Source organism: Nonomuraea sp. NPDC049504 (assembly GCF_040676845.1).
GTDB classification, from domain to species: domain Bacteria; phylum Actinomycetota; class Actinomycetes; order Streptosporangiales; family Streptosporangiaceae; genus Nonomuraea; species Nonomuraea salmonea.
Genome location: NZ_JBFAPT010000004.1, coordinates 314004 through 339168 on the forward strand (window position 1 = coordinate 314004; position 25165 = coordinate 339168).

General features: G+C 70.7%; 21 protein-coding genes. 6 read left to right on the forward strand and 15 right to left on the reverse strand.

What is annotated here, in order from left to right; all coding sequences use genetic code 11:
* Positions 1 to 114: 114 nt before the first annotated feature.
* From folE to dacB, 6 genes are all read right to left on the reverse strand, one after another.
* Positions 115 to 693, reverse strand: a complete 579-nt coding sequence (folE, locus tag AB0K28_RS10520) for a GTP cyclohydrolase I FolE (protein WP_345392395.1) — start codon at positions 691 to 693, stop codon at positions 115 to 117.
* A complete protein-coding gene (gene ftsH, locus AB0K28_RS10525; RefSeq protein WP_355412651.1) occupies positions 690 to 2684 on the reverse strand; it encodes an ATP-dependent zinc metalloprotease FtsH in 1995 nt (664 codons plus the stop codon). Before ftsH ends, folE begins: the two co-directional genes overlap by 4 nt.
* Before the next feature lie 251 nt (positions 2685 to 2935).
* On the reverse strand, positions 2936 to 3487 hold the full coding sequence (gene hpt / locus AB0K28_RS10530) for a hypoxanthine phosphoribosyltransferase (protein WP_364367661.1): 552 nt from the start codon (positions 3485 to 3487) through the stop codon (positions 2936 to 2938).
* 10 nt (positions 3488 to 3497) lie between these two features.
* A complete protein-coding gene (tilS, locus tag AB0K28_RS10535; protein WP_364367664.1) occupies positions 3498 to 4490 on the reverse strand; it encodes a tRNA lysidine(34) synthetase TilS in 993 nt (330 codons plus the stop codon).
* 285 nt (positions 4491 to 4775) lie between these two features.
* Positions 4776 to 5852, reverse strand: a complete 1077-nt coding sequence (locus AB0K28_RS10540) for a zinc-dependent metalloprotease (RefSeq protein ID WP_364367667.1) — start codon at positions 5850 to 5852, stop codon at positions 4776 to 4778.
* Positions 5853 to 5946: 94 nt separating this feature from the next.
* Entirely contained in the window at positions 5947 to 7371 is a 1425-nt protein-coding gene (gene dacB / locus AB0K28_RS10545) for a D-alanyl-D-alanine carboxypeptidase/D-alanyl-D-alanine-endopeptidase (RefSeq protein ID WP_364367670.1), read from the reverse strand.
* A gap of 84 nt (positions 7372 to 7455) precedes the next feature.
* Between dacB and AB0K28_RS10550 the strand changes: the two genes are divergently transcribed.
* Positions 7456 to 7947 (forward strand): inorganic diphosphatase, encoded by a 492-nt coding sequence (locus AB0K28_RS10550; protein WP_355412661.1) that lies wholly within the window; start codon positions 7456 to 7458, stop codon positions 7945 to 7947.
* Positions 7948 to 7954: 7 nt separating this feature from the next.
* Here AB0K28_RS10550 and AB0K28_RS10555 read toward each other — a convergent pair whose 3' ends face one another.
* The 4 genes from AB0K28_RS10555 to AB0K28_RS10570 all read right to left on the reverse strand — a co-directional run bounded on the left by AB0K28_RS10555 (position 7955) and on the right by AB0K28_RS10570 (position 13318).
* Entirely contained in the window at positions 7955 to 9058 is a 1104-nt protein-coding gene (locus AB0K28_RS10555; RefSeq protein ID WP_364367673.1) for a C40 family peptidase, read from the reverse strand.
* A gap of 115 nt (positions 9059 to 9173) precedes the next feature.
* Positions 9174 to 10691, reverse strand: a complete 1518-nt coding sequence (locus AB0K28_RS10560) for a sigma-70 family RNA polymerase sigma factor (protein WP_364367676.1) — start codon at positions 10689 to 10691, stop codon at positions 9174 to 9176.
* A gap of 135 nt (positions 10692 to 10826) precedes the next feature.
* The gene (locus AB0K28_RS10565) at positions 10827 to 11630 is read right to left on the reverse strand and encodes a hypothetical protein (RefSeq protein WP_364367678.1); all 804 of its coding nucleotides are present in this window, start codon (positions 11628 to 11630) and stop codon (positions 10827 to 10829) included.
* Positions 11631 to 11707: 77 nt separating this feature from the next.
* Entirely contained in the window at positions 11708 to 13318 is a 1611-nt protein-coding gene (locus tag AB0K28_RS10570; RefSeq protein WP_364367680.1) for an ATP-binding cassette domain-containing protein, read from the reverse strand.
* A gap of 125 nt (positions 13319 to 13443) precedes the next feature.
* Here AB0K28_RS10570 and AB0K28_RS10575 point away from each other — a divergent pair, with 125 nt between their 5' ends.
* The 5 genes from AB0K28_RS10575 (at position 13444) to AB0K28_RS10595 (ending at position 17944) form a co-directional block, all read left to right on the forward strand.
* Entirely contained in the window at positions 13444 to 14565 is a 1122-nt protein-coding gene (locus AB0K28_RS10575) for a DUF4185 domain-containing protein (RefSeq protein WP_364367683.1), read from the forward strand.
* On the forward strand, positions 14562 to 15572 hold the full coding sequence (locus AB0K28_RS10580; RefSeq protein WP_364367686.1) for a DUF4432 family protein: 1011 nt from the start codon (positions 14562 to 14564) through the stop codon (positions 15570 to 15572). The genes AB0K28_RS10575 and AB0K28_RS10580 overlap by 4 nt, the downstream gene beginning before the upstream one ends.
* Positions 15569 to 16339: an SDR family oxidoreductase gene (locus AB0K28_RS10585; protein WP_345392419.1), complete on the forward strand. Its 771-nt coding sequence runs from the start codon at positions 15569 to 15571 to the stop codon at positions 16337 to 16339. The genes AB0K28_RS10580 and AB0K28_RS10585 overlap by 4 nt, the downstream gene beginning before the upstream one ends.
* Positions 16340 to 16610: 271 nt before the next feature.
* The gene (locus AB0K28_RS10590) at positions 16611 to 17030 is read left to right on the forward strand and encodes a peptidase inhibitor family I36 protein (protein WP_364367689.1); all 420 of its coding nucleotides are present in this window, start codon (positions 16611 to 16613) and stop codon (positions 17028 to 17030) included.
* A 71-nt stretch (positions 17031 to 17101) separates the two neighbouring features.
* Positions 17102 to 17944 (forward strand): hypothetical protein, encoded by an 843-nt coding sequence (locus AB0K28_RS10595; protein ID WP_364367692.1) that lies wholly within the window; start codon positions 17102 to 17104, stop codon positions 17942 to 17944.
* Here the strand turns inward: AB0K28_RS10595 and AB0K28_RS10600 are convergent.
* Genes AB0K28_RS10600 through AB0K28_RS10620 form a run of 5 tightly spaced genes read right to left on the reverse strand, consistent with a single transcriptional unit; the run spans position 17903 to position 25165 of the window.
* Complete coding sequence (locus tag AB0K28_RS10600) at positions 17903 to 19339, reverse strand: peptidase S10 (protein WP_364367695.1); 1437 nt, start codon at positions 19337 to 19339, stop codon at positions 17903 to 17905. The genes AB0K28_RS10595 and AB0K28_RS10600 overlap by 42 nt on opposite strands.
* A gap of 9 nt (positions 19340 to 19348) precedes the next feature.
* Positions 19349 to 20575, reverse strand: coding sequence for an enolase C-terminal domain-like protein (locus AB0K28_RS10605; protein WP_364367698.1), 1227 nt, complete (start codon positions 20573 to 20575; stop codon positions 19349 to 19351).
* A complete protein-coding gene (locus AB0K28_RS10610; protein ID WP_364367701.1) occupies positions 20572 to 23508 on the reverse strand; it encodes a glycoside hydrolase family 38 C-terminal domain-containing protein in 2937 nt (978 codons plus the stop codon). The genes AB0K28_RS10605 and AB0K28_RS10610 overlap by 4 nt, the downstream gene beginning before the upstream one ends.
* Positions 23505 to 24317, reverse strand: a complete 813-nt coding sequence (locus AB0K28_RS10615) for a carbohydrate ABC transporter permease (RefSeq protein ID WP_364367704.1) — start codon at positions 24315 to 24317, stop codon at positions 23505 to 23507. The genes AB0K28_RS10610 and AB0K28_RS10615 overlap by 4 nt, the downstream gene beginning before the upstream one ends.
* On the reverse strand, positions 24314 to 25165 hold the full coding sequence (locus tag AB0K28_RS10620) for a sugar ABC transporter permease (protein ID WP_364367707.1): 852 nt from the start codon (positions 25163 to 25165) through the stop codon (positions 24314 to 24316). The genes AB0K28_RS10615 and AB0K28_RS10620 overlap by 4 nt, the downstream gene beginning before the upstream one ends.

The following is a 25165-nucleotide window of genomic DNA, read 5'->3' on the forward strand; positions in this document are numbered from 1 at the left end:
GCACCGATCCGCACCTCCCGGCACGTTGATGGGCACGCTAGTCATGGGCCAAGCCTAGGCGCTTCCCCACACCTGCTGACATCGTGGGTACCCCGTTCGCCGCTCGCGACCTGATCAGCGCCCCAGGATGAGCGCCATGGCCTCGGACCGGGTCTTGTCGCTCGTACGGAAGTCGCCCCGCACGGCCGACGTGACGGTCTTGGCGCCCGGCTTGCGTACGCCGCGCATCGTCATGCACAGGTGCTCGCACTCCACCACCACGATCACCCCGCGCGGCTCCAGCACCCGCATGAGCGCGTCGGCGATCTGCGAGGTCATCCGCTCCTGCACCTGCGGCCGGCGGGCGAACACGTCGACCAGCCTGGCCAGCTTCGACAGCCCCGTGACCTGGCCCTTCGCGTTGGGGATGTAGCCCACGTGGGCCAGGCCGTGGAACGGGACCAGGTGGTGCTCGCAGGTCGAGTAGACCTCGATGTCACGCACGAGCACCATCTCGTCGTGATCGACGTCGAAGACCTTGTTGAGCACCTCTTCCGGCGTCTGGCCGAGCCCGGAATACTGCTCGGCCATCGCGCGGGCGACCCTGGCGGGCGTCTCGACCAGGCCGTCGCGGTCGGGATCCTCGCCGATGGCGTAGAGGATCTCGCGTACGGCCTTCTCGATCCGCCCGAGGTCGACGTCGTGCTGCGTCACGTACTTTCCCCGGAGGGCAGGGCGTCCTGGTGGCCCGAGGTGAGCGAGCCGTTGGCCGACTGCTCCTTCGGGGTCAGGATCGGCGGCCGGTCGGACGGCAGCCGCTTGCCGTAGCCCGCGTAGGACGGGCGGTGCTCCTTGACCACCACGGGGGCGAAGATCTGCAGCACCTGCTCGCGGGAGAGCGTCTCCTTCTCCATGAGCTCCAGCACCAGGTTGTCGAGCACGTCGCGGTATTGGACCAGGATGTCCCACGCCTGGTCGTGCGCCGTCTCGATCATCCGGCGGACCTCCTCGTCGATCGTGGAGGCGATCTTCTCGGAGTAGTCGCGCTCGTGGCCCATCTCGCGGCCCAGGAACACCTCCGCCTGGCCGGTGCCGAACTTACGGGCGCCGAGCTGCTCGCTCATGCCGTACTCGGTCACCATGCGGCGGGCGACGGCCGTGGCCTTCTCGATGTCGTTGGAGGCGCCGGTGGTGGGCTCGTGGAAGACGAGTTCCTCCGCCGCGCGGCCGCCGAGCAGCATCGCGAGCTGGTCCATCATCTCGGACCTGGTGGCCAGGAACTTGTCCTCCATCGGCAGCGTCATCGTGTAACCGAGCGCGCGGCCGCGGGACAGGATCGTGATCTTGTGAACCGGGTCGGAGTTGGGCAGCGCGTGCGCCACCAGTGCGTGACCGCCCTCGTGGTAGGCGATCATCTTCTTTTCCTTGTCGGACATGACCCGCGTCTTGCGCTCGGGCCCTGCCATGACGCGGTCGATCGACTCCTCGAGGACGTCCATCGTGATGAGCTTCTGGTCGGCCCGCGCGGTGAGCAGGGCCGCCTCGTTGATCACGTTGGCCAGGTCGGCGCCGGTGAACCCGGGGGTGCGGCGCGCGATGACGTCGAGGTCGACGTCGGGAGCGAACGGCTTGCCGCGGCCGTGGACCTTGAGGATGCCCTTGCGGCCCTCGAGGTCGGGGCGGTCGACCGTGACCTGCCGGTCGAAGCGGCCGGGACGCAGCAGCGCCGGGTCGAGGATGTCGGGCCGGTTGGTCGCGGCGATGAGGATCACGCCGCCCTTGACGTCGAAGCCGTCCATCTCGACGAGCAGCTGGTTGAGGGTCTGCTCGCGCTCGTCGTGACCGCCGCCCAGGCCGGCGCCGCGGTGGCGGCCGACGGCGTCGATCTCGTCGATGAAGATGATCGCGGGGGCGTTGGCCTTGGCCTGCTCGAACAGGTCGCGCACACGGGAGGCGCCGACACCGACGAACATCTCGACGAAGTCGGAGCCCGAGATCGAGTAGAACGGCACCCCGGCCTCGCCGGCGACCGCGCGGGCCAGCAGCGTCTTACCGGTGCCGGGCGGGCCGTACAGCAGCACGCCCTTGGGGATCTTGGCGCCGATCGCCTGGAACTTGGCCGGGGCCTGCAGGAACTCCTTGATCTCCTGGAGCTCCTCAATGGCCTCGTCGGCACCCGCGACGTCGGCGAACGTGGTCTTGGGGGTGTCCTTCGTGATGAGCTTCGCCTTCGACTTGCCGAAGTTCATCACCCGCGAGCCGCCGCCCTGCATCTGGTTCATGATGAACAGGAAGATCAGCACGATGATGACGATCGGCAGGAAGCTCACCAGCAGGCTCAGCAGGATGTTCTCCTGCGGCACCTCGGTGGTGAAGCTCTTGGTCTTGCCGGCGTCGACCTGAGCCTGCAGCTCGTCGGTCAGCTTGCTGCCGTAGCCGGTGACCCAGTCGGACTGGATGAGGTTGGTCGGAGTGCCGCCCGGCTCAACCGCGACCGGGTTGACGAGCTTCACCTCGATCCGGTTGTCCTTGTCGACAATCTTGGCGTTGCTGACGTTTCCGGCGCGAATCTGCTGCAGAACCAAGGACGTGTCGGCCGACTTGTAATTTCCACCGCCACTCCAGAGCTGAGTGACGAGGAGGAGCAGCACGACGATGCCCAGGATCCACAGCAGTGGCCCACGTGTAAATCGCTTGAGATCCATCCGATGCGGAACCCCTTGCGGGCCCGTCCCTTCCTGACCATGGCCTGGAACCCCGGGCACGCCCGGGGCCGCGGCATCCGGCACCGCGACTTCTGACTACCCGAAGGGGACACGTGGTCACCCTCCCGGAGTCTGAAGGTACACCGGCAGAGCGCACGGAGGGACCCGCCCGCTACACCGGTCTTGCCCTATCAACGTACGTCACGTTGCGCCATGTTCCCGGCCATTGCCGGAAGGGAGGGCCCGAAGCGCTATCGATATACGTGCGGCGCCAGGGTGCCGATGAACGGCAGGTTGCGGTAGCGCTCCGCGTAGTCGAGCCCATAACCGATGACGAACTCGCTGGGAATGTCGAAGCCCACGTATTTGACGTCGATCGGCACCTTCACCGCGTCGGGTTTCCGCAGCGCGGCGCAGATCTCCAGCGACGCCGGATTGCGCGACTTCAGGTTTTCCAGCAGCCAGTGCAGCGTCAGGCCCGAGTCGATGATGTCCTCGACGATCAGCACATGACGGTTCAAGATGTCGGTGTCGAGGTCTTTCAGCACGCGTACGACGCCGGACGACTTGGTGCCCGCGCCGTACGACGACACCGCCATCCAGTCCATCTGCACCGGCACGTGCAACGCTCTGGCCAGGTCGGCCATCACCATGACCGCGCCCTTCAGCACGCCGACGAGCAGCACTTCCTTGCCCGCGTAATCCTCGTCTATCCGGGCCGCGAGTTCTTTGATCTTCGCCTGGAGCTCGTCCTCGGGAATGAGCACCTTTTCCAGGTCATTGCCCATGTCGGCAGCGTCCACCTGTGGTTCCTTACGGGATGGGACTGATGGCGAATATCAGGGTGCCATACCGCCGGACGGCGGACAGACCCCCGGGCAGATCCACGGCTTTCTGCCCGTGCCAGTGCGTGAGCAGCCGGTCCACCGCCAGCACGTGGGTCGCCGACAGGGCTCCGGACGGCGCTCCCGCCGCGATCGCCGCCCTCCGCACCATCCGCCGCCTCACGGCGCCGGGCAGCTTCTCCAACTCCGTCACCGGCAGCCTCACCGACCCGCCGATATCGCTTAGAGCGCAATTTTCGTACGCGGAATCGGCCCACTCGTCGAGCGCGTCCGCGTCCTCCCGCGCCATGGCCGCCGTCCGCGCGAGCGCCTCCGCCACCCCCGGCCCGAGCTCCGCCTCCAGCACCGGCAGCACCCGCCGGCGGACCCGCACCCGGGTGAAGCGCGGATCCTCGTTGTGTGGATCATCCCAGGGCCGCAGACCGAGCGCGCCGCAAGCCGCCACCGTGGTCGCCCGAGGGATGCCCAGCAGCGGGCGCCGATAGATCGCCGCGACGGATGCCATCCCCGACAGACTCCGAGTGCCGCTCCCCCGGGCCAGCCCCAGCAGAACCGTCTCAGCCTGATCATCCCTGGTGTGCCCCAGCAACACCGCCGCCGCCCGCAGCCTCTCCGCCGCCTCGCTCAGCGCCGCATACCGCGCCTCCCTGGCCGCCGCCTCAGGCCCTCCTTCAGTACCGACGGTGACGGTCAGCACCTCGGACGGACCGAGCCCCATTTCCGACCCGATCCGCGCCACAGAGACGGCCCGCTCCCCCGACCCCTCCTGCAGTTGATGATCAACGGTCACCAGCCCGGCCCTGAGCTCGGCCCGAGGCGCCACGAACGCGGTCGCCGCCGCCAGCGCCAACGAATCCGCCCCACCACTACAGGCGACGAGAACGAGCGCCCCCTGCGGCAGATCGGCCAACGCCTCCCGCACAGCCCTACGTACATCAGCAACAGCCGGATGTGGACCCACGCACGCATTCTCCCGCCTGCCCCGCCCCACCCCCGACAAGCACCGGCCCCTGCGCACCCGCGCCACCGTGGCTTCCCCGCTCCAGCCGACGCGCGCCGTCTCTCACGAACGGCGTGGACGCGGACCGCCGACCACAGGCGCCGGCCTCCGCCGTACCCCATCCCGCCGACGCGGCGCTCGTGAGAACCCCGAGGAGCGAGGGCTCCCGTCGCTCAGCGGCGCCGCGGTGATGTGGGCGCGTGCCGCTGCTGCGGGGTCGTAAGGCTTTGTTGTCCGACTCCTCTGCTAGGCGGGGAGGGCCGGGGTGCCTATTACGCGGCTGATCCAGGACGTCGGGTCGGCTATCTCCGGGGTCGTGGGGAGGGTTTCGGGGGATGTCCAGATTTTGTTGAAGCCGTCCATGCCCACTCGGTCCACCACCGTGCGGACGAAGGCGGAGCCTTCCGCGTACTGCTTCATTTTGACTTCTATGCCCAGCAGGCGGCGGACCGTGCGGTCGAGGCGGGAGCCGCCCTCGCGGCGTTGCGCGAACTTGGCGCGGATGTCGGCCACCGAGGGGACCACGGACGGCCCTACCGCGTCCATGACGTAGTCGCCGTGGCCCTCCACCAGCGTCATGACGGCCGTGAGGCGGTCGAGGATCTCCTTCTGGCCGGGCGACTGGATGGCGTCGATGAGGTTGCCCTCGCCGCCGCGCACCACGTCGGCGACGGTGTCGGCGGCGTTGCGGAGGCGCTCGAGCAGGGTGGGCAGGTCAAGATCGGACGCGAGCAGGAACTCGGTCATCTGGGAGCGCACGTATTCGCGCAGCCAGGGCACGCCGGTGAACTGCACGCGGTGGGTCTCCTCGTGGAGGCACACCCACAGGCGGAAGTCGTGGGGGTTGACGCCCATCTCGCGCTCGGCGTGGACGATGTTGGGCGCGACGAGCGTGAGCCGCCCCGCGGGCTCCTGACCGGTGGGGTCGGGCGGCAGGAACAGCTCGTACTGCCCCAGCACGCGGGAGGCGAGGAAGGCCAGCACGGCCCCGACCTCGACGCCCGTGATGCGGGAGCCGACGGCGGTGACGATGGCCGGCGGCTGGTTGTCGGAGTTGCCCATGCGCTGCGTGAGCGGCTCGAGCACCACGCGGAAGCCCTCGACGTTGGCCTTGATCCAGCCGGGCCGGTCGACGATGGTCGCCGGCTGCGGCGCGGTCTCCGTGTGGATCTTGGTGAACTGCCGCACGTGCCCTTCGGCCTCGCGTGACAGAGTGCGGAGCTCGGCGACGGCCTGCCTGGCCTCCTCCCGGCTCACCTGTGGGCCGGGGCGCACGAGGCGCGTGCCGGTCGTGACGGCCAGATCCCAGTCGATCACCTGCATACCGTCCACGGTACGTGCTTCTGGTCCGGGCCGCGAAGGACCGTGCGGAGGAACGTGCCGAGGACCGTGCCGGGGACCGTGCTGGGGAACGTGCTCAGGAACGTGCGACGATGGCCGCGAGCCGATCGAGCACGGGTTCGGCGTTGACCGGCACCTGGTCGGCCATGAAGGCGTAGGTGACCAGCCGCCCGTCCTTGGTGGTGGCGAGCCCGGCGAGCGTGTTGATGTGGTTGAGCGTGCCGGTCTTGGCGCGGACGAGCCCGACCTGGTCCTTGCTGTCGCCGCCGGTGAAGCGCCGCCCGTTGCCGAGCGTGCCGGAGAAGCCGGCGATCGGCATGCCGGTGGCGACCGCGCGCAGCTCGGGGTGCTGCGGCGCGCCGGCCAGGGCGATGGCCTTGGCGAGGGCGTGAGGGCTGATGCGGTTGCGGATGGACAGGCCGCTGCCGTCGGAGAGCGAGACGTTCTGGGCCAGTCCGAGCCGCTGCAGCACGGCGTTCACGGCCTTGCCGCCGCCGCCGAACGACGGCTGCTGGCCCTCCTTGATGGCGACGTGCCGCATGAGGGCTTCTGCGAGGTCGTTGTCGCTGCGGGTGAGGGTGTGCTCGACGAGCGCGTAGAGCGGGGCGGAGTCGACGCGGCCGAGCTCGGCGGCGCCGGCGGGCGCCTTGGCGGGACGTACGGACTTGGCGACGGAGACGCCCTGCTCGGCGAGGAGCCTGGCGAAGGCGTCGGCGGCGTATTGGGGCGGGTTCTGGACCCGGGGGGCGCGGAAGCGGGGGTCCTGGCGGCCCTCGTCGATCATCAGCGCGTGGACGGGGGCGACCTCGCCGTCGGGGATGTAGTTGGGCTTCCAGCCAGGCGCTTTGGGGTTGCCGGTGAACAGGCTGTCGTCGTAGGAGAGGGTGACCTTGCGCACACCCCGCGCCTTGAGCGTGGCGGCGGTGCGCGCGGCCAGGGTGTTCAGGCTCGCCTGCTTCGGGTAGTCGGACGACCTGGCCTGGGGGCCGGCGAGCATGGGGTCGCCGCCTCCGACGAGGACGATCGTGCCGGGCTTGGTCCCCTGGACGACGCGGGTGGACAGCCGGGCGTCGGGGCCGAGCGCGGCCAGGGCCGCGGTGCACGTGATGATCTTCGTGGTGGAGGCGGGGGTGATGGCGGTGTCGGGATTGGCCGCGAAGAGCTGCTCGCCTGTGACGGTGTCGAGGACGACCGCGCCCACCCGTCGGCCGAGCGCATCGTCACCCAGCGCGCTGGCCAACTGCTTCGTCAAAGTACCCTTAGTCGGGAGAGGTCCGTCTCCTGACTTCGCCGAAAGCTGGGCCAGCACAGGCCCCGCGGTGACCACGGGGACGGGGGGAGAGCCTTCCGCCGGGGACGCCGTCGGATCGGTCGGCGCAGACCCGCTCGTCAGCGCGCTCAGGTTGAAGTCGGTGGTCATCGCGTAAACGCCGATGACGATCGTCAGGACCTGGAGCACGGCGAGGGTGGTCAGCATCACCAACCGGTCGCGCCGCGCCACGTCGCCTGCCCTCTCTCCTGTGTTCGCCTACGAGACATTAACGCCCGCCCGGGGGTGCCCGGGGGCCTGAGCGGAGGAACCGCGGTGGAGTTCGACGTTGTCGTTGAGATTCCCAAGGGACAACGGAACAAGTACGAAGTCGATCACGAGACCGGCAAGATCAGGCTTGACCGGCTGCTGTTCACCTCCACGCAGTACCCCGCCGACTACGGCTTCATCGAGAACACCCTCGGTGAGGACGGCGACCCGCTCGACGCGCTGGTGCTGCTGCAGGAGCCGACGTTCCCCGGGTGCTACATCACGTGCCGTGCGGTGGGGATGTTCCGGATGACGGATGAGAAGGGCGGCGACGACAAGGTGCTGTGCGTGCCGTCCACCGACCCCCGCATGCATCACATCCAGGACATCCACCATGTCTCGGAGTTCGACCGCCTGGAGATCCAGCACTTCTTCGAGGTCTACAAGGACCTCGAGCCGGGCAAGTCGGTCGAGGGCGCCAACTGGGTGGGCCGCATCGAGGCCGAGGCCGAGATCGAGCGCTCGTTCCGCCGGGCCAAGGAGCACGGTCACCACTGACCTGCCGTCAGCGGGGCCTGGTGGCGCCCACCAGGTCCCCGCGCCAGATCGAGGCCACCCGTACGACGTCGCCGGTCTGCGGCGCGTGCACCATCTGGCCGCGTCCGACGTAGATGCCGACGTGGTGGATGGTCGAGGGGTCGCCGCTGACGTGCGCGAAGAACAGCAGGTCGCCGCGGCGCAGCTGGTCGAGCGGCACGTGCGGGCCCGAGGTCCACTGGGTGCCCGTCCAGTGGTCGAGCCGCACGCCCACCTTCTCCCAGGCCCGCATGGTCAGCCCCGAGCAGTCATAGGTCTCGGGGCCTGCGGCGGCCCACACGTACGGCTTGCCGAGCTGGGTGAGCGCCCAGTTGGCGGCCACGTCCCCCATCCGCGAGCCGCCCGCGACGAGCCCTGACAGGGCCGCCGCGCGCCGCCTGGCGAGGAGCTGGGCACGGGTGCGGGCGGCGTTCACCTTGCGCTGCAGGGTCATCTTCCTGGCCATCAGCTGCCGGGTCTCGCGCCGCTGGCGGGTGACCGCGGTCTGGGCGGCGAGCTTGGCCCGGCGGGCGCTCTCCGCCGCCGCGAGCCGCTCGGCGTGCGCCCGCCCCGCGTACGTCCGCAGGATCGCGGCCACTTCCTGGGCGTCGCGCAGGCGCCGCATGACCGCGCCCTGCTCCTCCTCCAGATAGCCCAGCACCATGGCCCGGTGCAGGAACCCGTCCGTGCCGCCGCGGTCGGCCAGCATCCCCATGTACGGCTTGACCGTCCCCAGGCCGCCGTAGTTCTCGGCGGCGAGCAGCGCGACGTCCTGCCTGGCCCGTTCGACCTCGGCGTCGGCGGCGGCGAGCCGGGCGGTGGCCTGCTGCTGCGCCTGCTCGGCCCTGCGCAGCCGGACGACCTCCCCGTTGTACGCCTCCACCAGCCGCTCCACCTCGGCCGCCAGCCGGTCGAGCCGCGACTGGGCGGTCACCAGGGCGGCGGTGGTGCGGCTGAGCTGGTGGGAGCGCTCGCGTACGGTCTGGCGGGCCCGCTTGACGTCGTGACGGGACGGACCCGGCTCGGCGAGTGCGGGCGGGCACGTGGCCACCAGCAGGCAGGCAGCGAGGAGCCCGGCCCGGAATGCGCGCATAGGTCCCCCTGAAACCGTTGGTTACTCTATGCGCACGATTCCCCCCGGTTAACTCACGTAACGTGACCACACCGAGCCTCAATCGCCCCTTTCCGAAGCGCTGGCAGAACGCGGTTCAGCTGCGGTTCTCCGTTGGGGTGGCGGACGGCTCGTCCGAGGGCGTGGGGGTGGCCGGTTCCGACGGCGTGGTGGTGGGCGTGGGGGTCTGGGTGGGGCTCGGCGAGGGGGACGGGGTCGGGCAGGGGGTGCGGGGACCGCAGGGCCGGGGCTTCGGCGGGTGGGGGTGCGGGTGTTTCGGGGGGCGCGGGTGCTTCGGAGGTGGGGTCCGGGTCGGCGGGGTCTGCGCCGGCGGGGCCTGCGTCGGGGGCTGCTCGGGCGGCTCTTCCGCGGGCGGCGTGAGCCGCGTCGGCGGCTCCTCCGGTGGCGCGGGCGGGGAGGGCGGTGGCGAGGCGGGCCGGGAGGGCGGCGTCTCCGGCTCGCCAGGCCCTGACGACGGCGGAGCGCCGCCGGTCTGCGTGGCCACCACGGGGACCACCGGCGGCGGCTGCCCCGGCGTCCCCGTGACGCCGAGCGGCTGCGCGGTCGTGCCGTCGAGGATGGGCAGCACGGTCAACGGGACGTCCTCGGGGTCGGCCTGCCAGGGCAGGCGGATGCCGGGCGGTTCGCCCGTGGCCGGGAACGCGGCCGTCGCGACACCTGTCACTCCACCGTTCTCCCTTCCGATGTGCTGGAAGATGACCGCTATCGCCACCACGGTCGCGACCGCCGCCAGCGCGCCCGCCACCGCCTGAGGCCACCTCCTGCCGTGGAGCGCGCCGGGAACGGGAAACCCGGCGGCGCCGAGCGCGGCCGTGCGGCGGGCGACGTAGCGGCGGTAGGGCAGCAGCTCGGGGTCGGCGAAGCAGCTCATCACGCGCACCCGCAGCGTCTCGGGCAGCGCGGGCTCGGGCAGCAGCTCGTAGACCTTGGCGACGGAGACCTCGCGGCTGCGGTGGGGCGCGCAGACCTCGCACCGCGGCAGGTGCCTGACCAGGTGCTCGCGCATCTCCGTGGTCAGCGCGCCGGAGAAGCCGGACAGGATGCGGGCCCTGCGCGGGCAGTCGTAGGGGCCCTTCCTGGCCAGCACCTCGGCGGTGATGGCCTCGCGCAGGCTCTCGCGGGCCTGCTCGTGCAGCAGCTCGACCTGGCGTACGGGCTGCGCGACCACCTGCGCCAGCTCGGCGGCGGGCAGCCGGTGGCGGTGGACGAGCTCGAGCACCTCGCGCTCGGCCGTGGGCAGGCTCTGGACGGCGTTCCAGGCCATGATGCGCAGGTCGGCGTCGGCGGGGTCGTCGAGGGCGGGCGCCTCGGCCAGTCCCTCGTCGGCGCCCGTCGGCTCGGCGGCCCTGCGGCGCAGGCACTCGGCTCTGGCCAGCGCGTAGAGCCAGGTGCCGAGCCTGTCGGGGTCGGCCAGGGCGCCGGCGTGCGCCTCGGCGGCGATCAGCGTGTCGCGCAGCGCCACCTGGGCGCTCTCGGCGCTGAGGAGAAGGGACCAGCAGTAGCGGTAGACGCTCTCCGCGTACGCGTCGTAGAGCGTGGCGAGTGCCCCTGGATCACGGGCGCGGAGTGCTTCCACCAGGACGCGGTCAGTCATGTGACCGAAGGTAATGGATCGGTAACTAGTAGTTCCACCACTTCCGGGCTTATGGCCGGTTCTTGTCTGGGAGCGGGCGGATTCCCGTACGGAAATATCGCTCCGCACAGCATTACCGCCCGAAATTTGCGGAAATTACTGCTTGTGTTCGGAGAGGACGGCTGTGCTCCTGTCCACCGCGAACGGCTCGCTGGTCGGCTTGACCGTGTGCATCGGCATCGCGCCGGCCAGCGCCAGCTCCTCGTAAGGACGCCCGGTGGACCCCCAGGTCCTGGCGGTGATCTCGGTCTTGGCGACCTTGGCGTTCTTCGGCAGGCCGAGCACCGACAGCACGAACCTGGGCGCGCTGCCCGCCTTCACGTCGTCCACGAACGTGTCGCCACCGCCGAGGAGTTTTCCGGATTTATCACGCAACATCGCCGTCACGACCAGGCTGCTCACCGGCATTTGATAGGGATTATCGACATATCCGGTAATGAGGTAAGAGCCGTCTTTCTGGGGCAGGGTCTGCACCCGGCTGATCGGGAACGGCTGGAACGACGACACGATCCGCGCCGCCTGCCGCCACCGCGCGGGCCGGTATTGGATCGTCACCTTCGCCGGCTTCACCGAGGCCGGAGCCTGCCCGGTGAAGGCCAGCGAGCCGCCCGGCGGCACCGCGTCGAGCGGCTGGTCCAGCTTCAGCACCTCGGCGCCCTTGGCGTCGTGGCCGACGATGGTGGCGACCACGTGTTCGCCGAAGTGCCACGGGTTGGCGTTGGTCAGCACGCCCGCCCAGTTGACGGCGTACCCGTCGGCGGACTTGACGATGTTGGAGACCTGCTCCTTCATCGCGAGCGGCTTGAGCTGGGGCTGGACGGGACGTTCCTCGCTCGCGCACCCGGCGAGGCAGATCGCCCCGAGTGCGAGGAGGCTGACGGTTCGGCTACGCGGGATCACTTTGCCGTGATAACCCGAACATGGCACGACCGGCAGCGGACACGCGCCAGCCGTACCAACTCTTTAACGCGGATCTCTCACCGGGGACGCACCACGCGCGACTCGTCCCAGACCGGCTCGGGCGACTCGTAGACCATGCCGTCGGCGCCGAAGACGAGATAGCGGTCGAAGTCGGCGGCGAACCACCGGTCGTGCGTGACCGCCAGCACCGTGCCGTCGAACGCCTCCAGGCCCGCCTGCAGCGCCTCCGCGCTGGCCAGGTCGAGGTTGTCGGTCGGCTCGTCGAGCAGCAGCAGCGTGGCGCCCGACAGCTCCAGCAGCAGGATCTGCAGCCGGGCCTGCTGACCGCCGGACAGCGTCTCGAAGCGCTGCTCGGCCACGCGGCCGGCCAGCTCGTAGCGGGCCAGCGCCTTCATCGCCTCGTTCTTGAGCCTGGCGTGCTCGGTCATGACGATCTCGACCGGGGTGCGGCCGCGCAGGTCGGGACGCGCGTGGGTCTGCGCGAAGTGGCCGGGCACCACGCGGGCCCCCAGCCTCGCCACGCCCTCGTGGGCGACCTGCTCGCCGGCCAGCAGGCGCAGGAAGTGGGACTTGCCCGAGCCGTTGGAGCCGAGCACGGCGACCCGCTCGGCGTACCAGACCTCCAGGTCGAACGGGCGCATGAGGCCGCTGAGCTCGAGCTGCTCGCAGATCACCGCCCGCTTGCCGGTGCGGCCGCCGCGCAGCCGCATCGAGATGTGCTGCTCGCTCGGCGCCACCTCCGGCGGCCCCGCCTCCTCGAACTTGCGCAGCCTGGTCTGGGCGGCGTGGTAGGCGGCCGCCATGCCGTCGTTGTAGCGCGCCTTGTTCTTCAGCATGTTGACCAGGGCCTTGATCTTGGCGTGCTCTTCGTCCCAGCGCCTGCGCAGCTCGTCGAGGCGCTCGTTGCGGGCCCTGCGCGCCTCCGCGTACGTGGCGAAGCCGCCGCCGTGGATCCAGATGTTGCCCGACTCGACGGTGACGATGCGGTCGGCGGCGTTCGCGAGGAGCTGGCGGTCGTGGCTGACCAGCAGGACGGTCTTGGGGGTCTCCTTGAGCTGCCGCTCCAGCCACTCCTTGCCGGGCACGTCGAGGTAGTTGTCGGGCTCGTCGAGCAGCAGGGTCTGGTCGGGGCCGCGCAGCAGCGCCTCCAGGACCAGGCGCTTCTGCTCGCCGCCGGACAGCGTGGCGACGTCGCGGTATTGCACCCGGTCGAACGGGACGCCGAGCGCGGCGACCGTACAGGTGTCCCAGAGCACCTCGAACTCGTAGCCGCCGGCGTCGGTGTAGTCGCTGATGGCCTGCGCGTAGCGGAGCTGGGTCTTCTCGTCGTCGCGCTCCATCATGGCCAGCTCGGCCTCGTCGAGCCGCTGCGCCGCCTGCCGCACGGCCGGTGGCGCGACGCCGAGCAGCAGGTCGCGTACGGTGCTGCCGTCGCGCACGCTGCCGATGAACTGCCGCATCACGCCGAGCCCGCCGGAGCTCGCCACGCTGCCCTCGACCGGCTGCAGGTCGCCGGCGATGAGGCGCATGAGCGTGGTCTTGCCCGCGCCGTTGGGCCCGACGAGCGCCGCCTTGACGCCCTCGCCGACGCGGAAGGAGACGTCGTTGAGCAGCGGCCGCCCGTCAGGCAGCACGTACGTCAGATGTCCTACTTCCACGTGGCCCATCCCGGCAGGGTAACGGGCGCCCCGCCAGCCGGTCATCCGGATTTCGCCGCCCTCACGAGGGGCCTGGACACCAAGTGATCTAATGACTAGAACTGTAGGGAACTCCCCTCCCCCTAGGAACTCTCATGACGCGATTCCGCAAAGCCCTCGCCCCCCTCGCCATCGCGTTGCTCGGCTTCACCGCCGTCCCTCAACCCGCCTCGGCGGCGCAAGAGGCTTCCACCTGTGCGCCCACGGTCCTGAGCGCCACCCCTGACGCCCGGCTGACCAGCCTGTTCACCAACCACGGCAACGACAACAACCGCCTGGACGACTGGACGGGCGCCGACGGCACGTACTCGCTCAAGCTGCCCGGCGGCAAGGAGCTGTGGGTCTTCTCCGACACGTTCCTCGGCCGGGTCAACGAGGACGGCTCCAGGCCCCCGGTGGTCGAGGAGGGCGGCTCGACGGTCTTCCTCAACAACACCTTCGCCGTCGAGCGCGACGGCCGGCTGTCCACGATCCACGGCGGCACCGAGGCGAAGCCCAAGGCCGTGATGCCGCCGCGCGACGCGAACCACTGGTACTGGGCCGGCGACGCCACGCTGGCCGGCGGCCTCGTGGAGGTCACCTACCAGGAGTACGAGCGCTTCGGCGAAGGCGCGTGGGACTGGCGCTGGCACCGCAACGTGGTCGCCAGGTTCGCGCCGGGCCGCCTTGAGCGCCCGATCAGCGTGCACGATCTGCCGAGCGGCCACGGCGTGGCCTGGGCGTCGGGCATCCTCAGGGACGGCGGCCACACCTACGTCTACGGGGTCGAGGACCTCGGCTCGCCGAAGTACATGCACATCGCCAGGGTCAAGGGCGACAGCCTGCTCGGCCGCTGGGAGTACCGCACGGCCGACGGCGGCTGGTCGGCGAACCCGGCCGACTCGGCGCGGGTGATGGACGGGGTGGCGAACGAGTACAGCGTCAGCAAGGTCGGATCCGGATATGTCCTGATCACGCATGACACGACCGTGGCGCTCAACCCGAACATCGTCGCCTACTCCGCCTGCTCACCCGCCGGCCCCTTCACCGCCAAGCAGCACGTCTACACGACCCCCGAGACCAACGGGAACATCTTCACCTACAACGCCCACGCGCACCCGGAGATCGACGGGCCGGGGCTCGTGGTGTCGTACAACGTGAACAGCTTCGTCAACACCGACCACTACGACGACGTCTCCATCTACCGCCCGCGCTTCCTGGACGTGACGTTCCAATGAGGCGCAACTGGGCGGCCCGCCTGCGGCAGGGCACGATCGAAGGGCTGGCCGCGGTCACCCTGGAGAACGAGCGGCTGCGCGTGACCGTGCTGCCGGGCAAGGGCGGTGACGTCGTCGAGTTCCTGCACAAGCCGACCGACACCGACCTCGTCTGGCTCACGCCGCGCGGCCTGCGCGACCCGCGCGAGCACCTCCAGGGCGCGCCCGACGACGTCGCCCCCTTCATCGACCACTACGAGGGCGGCTGGCAGGACGTCTTCCCCAACGGCGGCGCGCCCAGCGAATACCGCGGCGCGCGGCTGGCGCAGCACGGCGAGGTGGCGGGGCTGCCGTGGGAGTGCGCGGTCGTGGCCGACTCCCCCGAGGAGGTCGCGGTACGGCTCAGCGTGCGGACGCGGCGGCTGCCGTACCGGATGGAGAAGGTGGTGCGGCTGCGCTCCGGCACGGCCGCGCTGGAGATCGAGGCGCGCGCCACCAACGAGTCGGGGCTCCCGCTGCACGCCATGTGGGGCCAGCACATCGTGTACGGCCTGCCGTTCCTGCGGCCGGGCGGCCGGATCAGGCTGCCCGACGGCGTCACCGTGATCCCGCACGAGACCCCGATCGCACCCGGCGGGCGCCGGGTCAAGGCGGGCGGCCCATGGCGGTGGCCGGTGGTGCCCGCCGACGGGGGCGGCGAGGTGGACCTGAGCGTGGTGCCCGAGCGCGGCCAGCCGAGCGACATCGTCTACCTCACCGGCTTCGACGAAGGCTGGTACGAGATCACCGGCGCGGTCGGCTTCCGGGTGGAGTGGGACGCCACGCTCCTGCCCTACCTGTGGATGTGGCAGGAGCTGGGCGCCACCACGGGGTACCCCTGGTGGGGTCAGGCGTACACGGTCGGTCTTGAGCCGTTCGCCGGCATGCCGACCGACGGCCTGGCCGCGGCAGTGGACAACGGGACGGCCATGGAGCTGGGCCCGTACGAGACGAAGGTGTTGAAGATGCGCGCCGAGGTGGTGGCATGACCGAGTTCGACGGCAAGGTGGCGCTGGTCACGGGCGGTTCGATGGGCATCGGGCGGGCGGTGGTCGAACGGCTCGCGGCCGGTGGCGCGTCGGTGGTGTTCTGCGGTGTGGACAAGGACGCCGAGCAGGACGGCGAGCGCGTCACCGGCCGGGTCGCCGACGTGCGCCGCGCCGACGACCTGCGCGGCCTGGTGGACCTCGCGGTCTCCCGGTACGGCGGCCTGGACATCGTGGTGACCAGCGCGGGCGTGCAGCGCTACGGCACGGTCGAGGAGACCCCCGAGGAGGTCTGGGACGAGGTGCTCGACATCAACCTCAAGGGCGTCTACCTGACCTGCAAGGCCGCGATGCCGCAGCTGCGCGCCCGTGGCGGCGGCTCGATCGTGGTGGTGTCGTCGGTGCAGGCGTTCGCCTCGCAGGCGCAGGTGGCGGCGTACACGGCGAGCAAGGCAGCGCTGAACGGGCTGGTCAAGGCCATGGCGCTGGACCACGCCAAGGACGGCGTCCGGGTGAACGCGGTCTGCCCAGGCTCGGTGGACACGCCGATGCTGCGCTGGGCGGCCGACCTGTGGCGGGGCGAGCTGTCGCAGGAGGAGCAGGTCGCGCAGTGGGGCAGGACCCATCCTCTGGGCCGCGTGGGCCGCCCTGAGGAGGTGGCCGAGGTGGTGGCGTTCCTGGCGGGGCCGCGCTCGTCGTTCGTCACCGGAGCCGAGCACCGCGTGGACGGCGGGCTGCTCGCGCAGAACCCCGCGGCGCTTCCCGAGTAGCTTTCGGAGGAGTTTTCCGAGGAGTTTCCCGAGGAGCTTCCCGAATAGGTCGAGCGCAGACCACGGGTTCCTCCACGAGGGCCAACACTTCTGCCAACGCGGCGAAACCGCAGGGCAGGGCCCTGATAGCAGTGAGTGCGGCGGGCCGGGCCCGCGCCCCGTTCCAGAGGCGCGGCGCCCTTGGGAAATCGACGCGGGTCATGGCCGCTCGCGTGCGATTCCGGCGCGCCGGGTTCCCGGCAGAAACGACTCACTGATCGGAGATACACCTGTGAGGCTCACCAAGAAGGCCGCCGGTCTCATCGCCGCGGCCACGCTGTTCACCGTGGTCGCCCCCGCTGCCGCCGCGGTGGCCAGCCCCCGCTCGACCTGCTACGGCGGCCGGGTCTGCCTGTACGCCGGTTACGACTACAACCGCGGCCAGGTCGACCACTGGCGGGACTTCATCTCGGACGACTCCAACTTCGCCGACAACAACTGGCTGAACTGGGACTTCAGCAACTCCTGGCACAGCATGGACAACGAGACCAGCTCGGTGCGCAACCGCGTCGGCTGCAGTGCGACGCTCTGGCAGCACCCCGGTTACACGGGTGCGCACAGCACGTTCACGCACAACTCGAACGACGGTTTCCTGGCGAACAACGCCATCGGCAACAACCGCGCCAGCGCGCTCGACATCTGGTGCCGCTGAGCGATAAAGGGAGTGCCGGTTTCCGGGCTTGGCCCTCGGAAACCGGCTGCCGCCGGCTCATCGCGAGCACTTTGGTGCTGGCGGCGGCCGCGGCCTGCGGCGTCGAAGAGCCGGTGGCACCGCCCGCGCCCACCAAGGGCGTCACCTCGGTGTCACACCTCGTGCTCCCGTTCGACGCCTACAAGACCACTCCCGAGCAGCGGGCCGTGCTGGGCAACGCCCACAACCGTCTCGTCGTCAGGTGCATGCGCAAGCGGGGCATCACCATCGACCCGCCCGCCGAGAGCGCGGCCGCGATCGCCGCCGTGGATCCCGGCAACTCCCGCCGCTACGGCGTCACCGACCCGGACGCGGCCAAGCGGCACGGCTACCACCTGGCCAGGCCGCCCTCTCCCGACACGACCGGCGCCTGGGCCGGCAAGCTGCCCAAGCGCACCCGCCACCGCCTGTACGGCACCGCGGCCGACCGCGGCTGCCTCGACCGCGCCACGCTCGCCCTGGACGAGGGGGCGCGCAAGGCGGACTGGCCGTGGCTGGCCCTGCAGGACTCGCTGACGCTGGAACAGGCCGCCAAGCACCCGACGGTGACGGCGGCGGTCAAGCGCTGGCAGTCGTGCATGAGCCAGGCCGGCCACTCCTACCCCGCGCCCGAGGCCGCCATCGCCGACAGCCGCTGGAACCTGGACGAGCCCACGGCGGTGACGGAGGAGGAGCGGCAGACCGCGACGGCCGACACCACGTGCAAGTGGGCGTCGGGCCTGGTCGCGGCCTGGTACGCGGCCGACGCCGACCTGCAGAACGCCCTCATCCGCGACAACCCCGACCGCTTCGCCGCGCTGCGCCAGAACCTCAGGCAGCGCCTGGCCAGAGCCTCACGCCTGCTCTCCGAGGACGAACGCCGCCAGGTGAGCTGACTGGGCGAGCCTGCTGGGCTCGTGCACGTACATCATGTGGCCGGCCTCGTAGTACTTGAACTCGATGTTGCCGGTCAGCTCGGGCGGCACGGGCAGGTGGGCGAAGGTGTGCTCGGCGGCGAAGTACGGCGTGGCGCCGTCGTGGTAGCCGCAGGCGACGTGCACGCGCAGGTGCGGATTGGCCCGCATCGCCGCCCCCAGGCGGGAGGCGACCTGCACGTGCGCGTTCTCGAACTCCTTGTACGACCACGGCCGCACCCGCGAGGTGAGCACCTCGTACGGCAGGTCGTTGGCGTAGCCCAGGTCGGTGCGCAGGTAGTGGTTGAGCGCCGCGCTGTACGGCCCCATGATCGCGTCCATGCTGGGGTCGGCGGCGAAGTGCTCGCGGCCGGCGTCGGGGTCCCAGCCGGTGAAGCGGCCGTCGAGCCTGCCGACGACCTGCCGCCGGTGGCGCAGCACCTCGGTGAAGAACCTGATGTGCTCGATGCGCAGGTCGACCCGGTCCACGTAGTCGGTGCTCAGCCCGGTCAGCCCGGCGACCTTGGCGACGGCCGCCGCGCGGTCCTCGGCGGTGAGCCGGTTGCCCCTGGCCAGCGCCCACAGGTAGTCGCGGTCGGCGTACTCCTCCGCCTCGCGCAGCACGTCGGCCAGCGGCCGGTCGCCGTGCAGGCCGTGGTGGTGGGCGATGGCCGCGTACGTCGGCAGGTAGAGCGCGTAGGCCAGGTCGTTGCCCTCGTTGAACTCGCCGGTGATGAAGTCGAGCACCGAGGAGATGAGCATGACGCCGTTGAGGTACATGCCGTAGCGCGACTGCAGGTGCTCGGCCAGCCCGGCGGCCCGCACGGTGCCGTACGACTCGCCGGCGAGGAACTTCGGCGACATCCACCGGCCGTTCCTGGTGGTCCACAGCCTGATCACCTCGCCGACCGACTCCAGGTCGCCGGTGAAGCCGTGGTACGGCTCCGCCTTCTCCCCCTGGGCGGCCCGCGAGAATCCGGTGGAGACCGGGTCGATGAAGACCAGGTCGCTCACCCGCAGCAGGCTCTCCTCGTTGTCCACCAGCCCGTACGGGGGCGGCAGCAGCGCTCCGGCGTCGCCCATGACGACCCGGCGGGGCCCGAGCACGCCCAGGTGCAGCCACACGCTGGAGGAGCCGGGCCCGCCGTTGAAGGCGAACGTCACCGGCCTGCTGCCGGGGTCGGCGCCGTCAAGGGTGTAGGCGGTGATGAACACCTCGGCCTTGGGGCGCAGGCCCTCGAACGTGCCGTCGGTGGTCACCTCCTCGCGCAGCACCATCGTGCCGGCGGTGGCGGTGTACGCCTGGCCGGACGGCAGGGTGTGGGAGGAGGTGACGAGGTTGTCGGCGGGGGCGGCGGGCTTTGACTCTTCAGACATATCGCCCCATTATGGTGCGATTTCCACCGCGGGATCCGCGAACCTCTCGTTGGGGACCGTCGCGTACCAGCCAGGACGCCCCGGATCGCGGTCGTACGGGTAGCCGCCCAGCTCCTTGTAGAGCTCGGCGTAGCGCGCCACCTGATCCCGGTCGAGCCGCACGCCCAGCCCTGGACCGGCCGGGACGGCGATGGCGCCCTCCGAGTACGCCATCTTCCCGCCCTCGATCACGTCGTCCCTGAGCTGGTGGTAGTGGGCGTCGGCGGCGTAGGTGAGGTTCGGCAGCACCGCGCCGAGGTGCAGCATCGTCGCGAGCTGGATGCCCAGCTCCCCCGACGAGTGCACGGCCACCCCGAGCTGGAACGTCTCGCACACCCCCGCCGCCTTGACGCACGGCCTGATGCCACCCCAGAACGTGGTGTCCAGCAGGATCACGTCGGCGCTCCTGCGCAGCACGTTGGAGGCGAGCTGCTCGAAGTTCACCACGACCGTGTTCGTCGCCAGCGGCACGCCGACCTGCGCGCGCACGGCCCGCAGCCCTTCGAGCCCCCAGACCGGGTCCTCCAGGTAGTCGTTGTTCAGTCCCTCGATCGCCTTGCCGAAGCGCAGCCCCTCGGCCACCGACAGCACGGCGTTGGGGTCGTACCTGAGCCGGTCGCCGGGGAACGCCTCGGCCAGCGCGCGGTAGCACTCCAGCTCGTGGTCCGGCGGGAAGACGCCGCCCTTGAGCTTGTGGACGGTGAACCCGTGCTCCTCCTTCAGCCGCGCCGTGTGCTCGACGAGCTGGTCCGGGGTGCGGATCTCGGGGTGGGCGTCGGAGGCGTACCGGAAGAACAGGTACGACGCGAACGGCACCGCGTCCCTGATGCGCCCGCCCAGCAGGTCGCTGACCGGCACCCCGAGATGCTGCCCGACCAGGTCGAGGCAGGCGAACTCGATCGCCGCCAGCAGCTGCGTGCGGTTGTTGTAGAGCGAGGCCGTCGGGTTCGCGATCTTGAAGCGCAGCGCTTCGAGCTGGAACGGGTCGTGCCCCTTCAGGTACGGCATGAGCGCGCGGAAGGCCGCTTCCGCGCTCTCGCCGCCGCCGCCCATCTCGCCGAGCCCGATCAGCCCGTTGTCGGCCTCGACCTCGACGATCGTCCGGACGAAGCGCCCCCAGTGCGCGCCGTTGCTGTGCCGCAGCGGCGCCTCCAGGGGCACGGCCACCGTCGTGGCCCTGATGTCGACGATCTTCACTGGCGCGTCCCCCTGACCACGGCCACCCCGCACGCGGGCAACCGCACCTCGACCGGCTCCTGCCCCGGCAGCGTCACCGTGGTCTCCACCGGCTCGGCGGCCAGCGACTGCAACCGCACGCCCTCCCAGCCGATCGAGGTGACCAGCACGTCGGGATGGTCGACGCGCACGTACGTCTCCGACACCCCGGGGCTGTCGGTGATCAGCGCGCCCACGAACGGCTCGCAGAGCCCCGAGGCGGCCGCCGCGCCGAGCCGCCGCCCGCCCGCGCCCGTCTCGGACGTCACCGCGTACCGGAACGTCGTCTCGCCCTGCTGCTGGGCCGGGAAGTTGGTGTCCCAGATGTTGTTGAGCGCCCACGAGTAGACCGTGCCGTCCTCCTGGTCGAGGGTCGGCGGGAACGGCGCGTACGGCATGTGGATGGTGCCGAGCTGCACCAGCGGCGCCTCCAGCGTGGCCCAGGCGATGGTCAGCTCAGGGTCCTCGAAGGCGATCCAGTGCCTGATCGGCAGCATGTACTCGGCCGAGCCAGGCACCCTCGGCACGTCGGGCCCGCCGACGCCGCCGGTCAGCTCCCAGGCCGTGGCCTGGCCCGCGGCGAACGGGAAGGCCAGGAAGACCGCCTCCTTCGCCGGGGTGCCCTGCTTGGCGAGCTGGTAGGTCAGGTCGAGCCTGGGCACGCCGTGATGCAGCTCGATCGTCGCGCGGATCCAGTCGACGCCCTTGCCGCGCAGCTCCACGACCAGCTTGTCGCCCACGGCCGTGCGCCTGGCCTCGGTGATCCTGGCGTGCTCGCCGATCGCCCGGTCGCCGAGCAGCGTGCGGTCGTGCGCGCCGACGTGGCCCGACAGGTGGTTGAAGTGCGGGGCCGTGGCGTAGCGGTCGTAGACGTACTGGCCGAAACCGGCCGCCGCGTCGCCGTTGACCAGCTCGCGGCCCGCCCGCTTGTCGAAGATCGAGCCGATGTAGCCCTCGCGGACGTCGTACGCCACGCGGTAGAACTCGTTCTCGATCACCCCGCTCTCCTCCAGCTCGACCGGCTCGGGAGCTTGCGTCTCGCCGGGCACGACGTCGAGCCGGACGTAGCCGAAGCCGGGCACGTCGGGCACGACCGCGTGCACGTGCCGGCCGATCGGCCTGGTCGGCCAGTCCGCCGGGTCCACCAGCTCCTCGTGGTGCGGCAGCCGCTCGCCGGTCCGCGCGTCCACGAGCGCGATCGGCACCTCCACGCCGACGACGTCCCGGGGCAGGAAGGCGCGCACGACGTCGGTGCGCGTCCACGTCGCCGGGTTGAAGACGGCGAACGACGACAGCGCGCCGCCCTCGGCGGCACCCGACTCCGACAGCGCCGCGCCGAACCTCCTGGCCGCCGCGTGCAGCAGGTCGGAGGCGTCGTCCTGGGCGTCGTACGCGCCGGACGACTTGCGCGTCCACTGCAGGCCGCCCGAGTCGCCGCCCTCCTCGGCGTCCTCCCACGGGTTCGCCGCGCCCCACGTGTGCTCGTTGAACAGCGCGACCTTGTCGTACGCCGCGTCGATCCGCTCGGTCGCGTCCACCCCGGCCAGCGTGTGCAGCGTCTCGGCCACCCGCAGCGCCGACTGCGCCCTGCGCACGTATCCCAGCGGGCGCGCGCCCGAGCCGAGCCCGTCGGCCCACCAGTCGGTCCAGTCGCCCTCGTGCACCGCGAGACTGTCGTGGTAGCGCTCCTCGACGTGCTCGAAGAAGTCGCTGTTGACCGCGCTGCGCAGCCGCGGGTAGGCCCACTGCTCGTTCCACCGCCGCGCGATCGACGCCGGCACGATCGACGGCCCCGCGTTGTCGGCGTGCGCGCCCTGCACCCGCAGGTGCAGCACGTCCAGCTCGTACGGCTCCTTCGGAGCGTCGGGCCCCTGCCAGCCGAACGTGCCAGGCCCGTACGGGTAGCCGCGCGTCGCCAGCGCCGACAGGTAGCGCGGCAGCAGGTCGTCGGCCAGCTCGTAGGAGTCGGTCAGCCCGACCGTGTTGCCCTCCATGTACGCCATCCCGTGCGGCGTGTCGGTGAACCACACGAGGATCTCGTTGCCGCTCGGCGCCCGCCAGCGGAACGGCCTGCTCAGCTTGTCACCGCCGTGCAGGTACGGCACCGACCGCCCGGCCCAGTTGTGCGCCGCCGCGAGATAGCGCACGCCGTGCTGACTGAGCGCGTCCACCAGGCCCACGACCGCGCCCGGCACGTCGGTGTGCATGGCCGACTTCGTGGCGAAGCCGTAGCGGCGTTCGAGCTGCGCGGTGAAGCGCAGCTGCCGGTGCAGCTCCTCGGTCGAGCACGCCTCGGTGTGCAGCTGGAACGGCAGCGCCGTCACCTCGATCAGGCCCGCCCTGGCCAGCTCGGCGAAGGCGTCCACCATTTCCTTCGGCCGGTGCTCCAGCCAGCGCAGCGCCGGCATCGACGACTCGACCGTCCAGCGGAACTTGGCGTCGTCCGGCCAGGACGCGGTCTCCTGCCCCAGGCGTACGGCCGCGTCGAGGTAGTCGAGGTGGTGGCGCAGCACCGTGCCCTGCGGGTCGGTGTAGCCGATGTCGAGATGCGAATGGTGCACCACGAAGACGCTCCACTTGCGCTGCGGCGTCACCGTGATCTGCGCGCTGCCCACCACGCCCGCGTCGTCGCGGCACTCCAGCGTGAACTCGCGCGGCGCGTCCACCTCCGGCACCAGCAGCGTCACGTCGCGGCCCGACGCGCTGTCCACGCCCACCAGCACATGGGTCAGCGGCTCGGTGCTGGAGACCCGGACCGCCTGGCGGCCGTCGTGGGTGAACAGCGGCAGCACCGCGACCCTGACCTCCAGCCCGCGCACGCTGAGCACGGGCGTCGAGGTGTCGTCTCGCAGCGCCTGCCTGATCCCGTCGTAGTCGGGACTTCCCAGGCTGCGCTGGAGCAACCGGCTGGTCATTGAACACTCCCTAGAGACAGGCCCCTGGCGAAGAGGCGCTGGGTTGCCAGGAACAACACCACGGTCGGCAGTGAGACCACGAGCCCGGCGGCCAGGCCGACCGGGACCGGGGTGCCGGCGTACACGTCGGTCATGAGGCCCGCGATGGCGGTCATGACCGGACGTACCTCCTCGGTCTGGCTCAGGGTCAGGCCGAAGATGAGGTCGTTCCAGATGAAGGTGAACTCGAGGATGAACACGGCGGCCAGCGCCGTGAACGAGATCGGCAGGTAGATGCGCCAGAAGATGCGCCACGTCGAGGCGCCGTCCATGCGGGCCGCCTCGAAGACCGAGAACGCGACGCCGCTGTAGAAGTTGCGCAGCACGAACGCGGCCAGCGGCACGTTGATCGCCGTATAGATGAGGATCATGCCGAGGCGGCTGTCGTACAGACCGGCGTCGCTGTAGCCGACGAAGAGCGGCACCAGCAGCATCTGCGAGGGGAAGATCGTCCCGCCGAAGATCAGCAGGAACCACCAGAACCCGTGGCGCAGCCGCAGCACCACTATCACGTAGCCCGCCAGTGCGCCGACGAGCACGCCGAGCAGCGGCGAGACGCTGCTGTAGAGCGCGGTGCTGGCCAGGCTCTGCGTCAGGTTCGCGCTGTCCAGCGCGGTGGCGAAGTTGTCGAACAGGGAGAAGTCGCCCGAGGGCACCCACGCGCTGGCCGGGTCGTACGAACCGGCCGGCCGGGAGGCGTTGACGAGCAGCAGGTACGTCGGGCCGAGCCAGATCAGGCCGAGCACGACGAGCACGGCGCGGCGGATCACGTGGCCGTCACCTGCCTGCGCAGATAGAGGTAGGAGGCCAGCCCGGTCACCACGGTCAGCAGCACCGCCACCGCCGAGCCGTAGCCGTAGTCGCTGGCCACGAACGTCTCCTTGTACATGGTCACCGCGAGCGTCTCGGAGTTGCGTCCAGGGCCGCCCTGCGTCAGCACCCACACGATGTCGAACGTCTTCAGCCCGGCCACCAGCGCGAGCCCCACCACGACCGCCGTCAGCGGCCGCATGAGCGGCCAGATCACGTGCCGGAACAGCCGCCACCCCGACGCGCCGTCCAGCCGCGCCGCCTCGATCGGCTCCTTGGGGATCGACTGCAGGCCGACGACGAACAGCAGCGTGTTCACGCCGAGCTGCTGCCAGGTCCAGACCGCGAGCATGGCGAACGTGTTCACCGGCGCGTCTTGGAGGAACGCGGTGTCCACGCCGAGCAGCACGTTCGCGATGCCGCCGTGCGACAGGATCGGGCTCCACACCATGGCGAGGCCCGCGCCGCTCAGCGCGTACGGCAGCATGAACGGCACTCGGAACCAGGCGCCGCCCCTGATGTCGTACGACAGCACCGCGACCAGCAGCCCGAGCCCGACCGGCAGCACCATCGTGCCGATCACCCAGATCAGCGTGTTGCGGATCGAGGTCAGCAGCGCCGCGTCATCGAAGAGCTTGCCGAAGTTCGCCAGGCCGTTCCAGACCGGCGGCTCCAGCCCGTCGTACGTGGTCAGGCTCAGGTACGCGGTCCACAGGAACGGCGCGTAGAGCAGCACCGCGACCAGCAGCGCCGCGGGCGCCACGTACCCGTACCGGAACCGGCCGAGCAGCGGGGCGCCCCGTCTCAC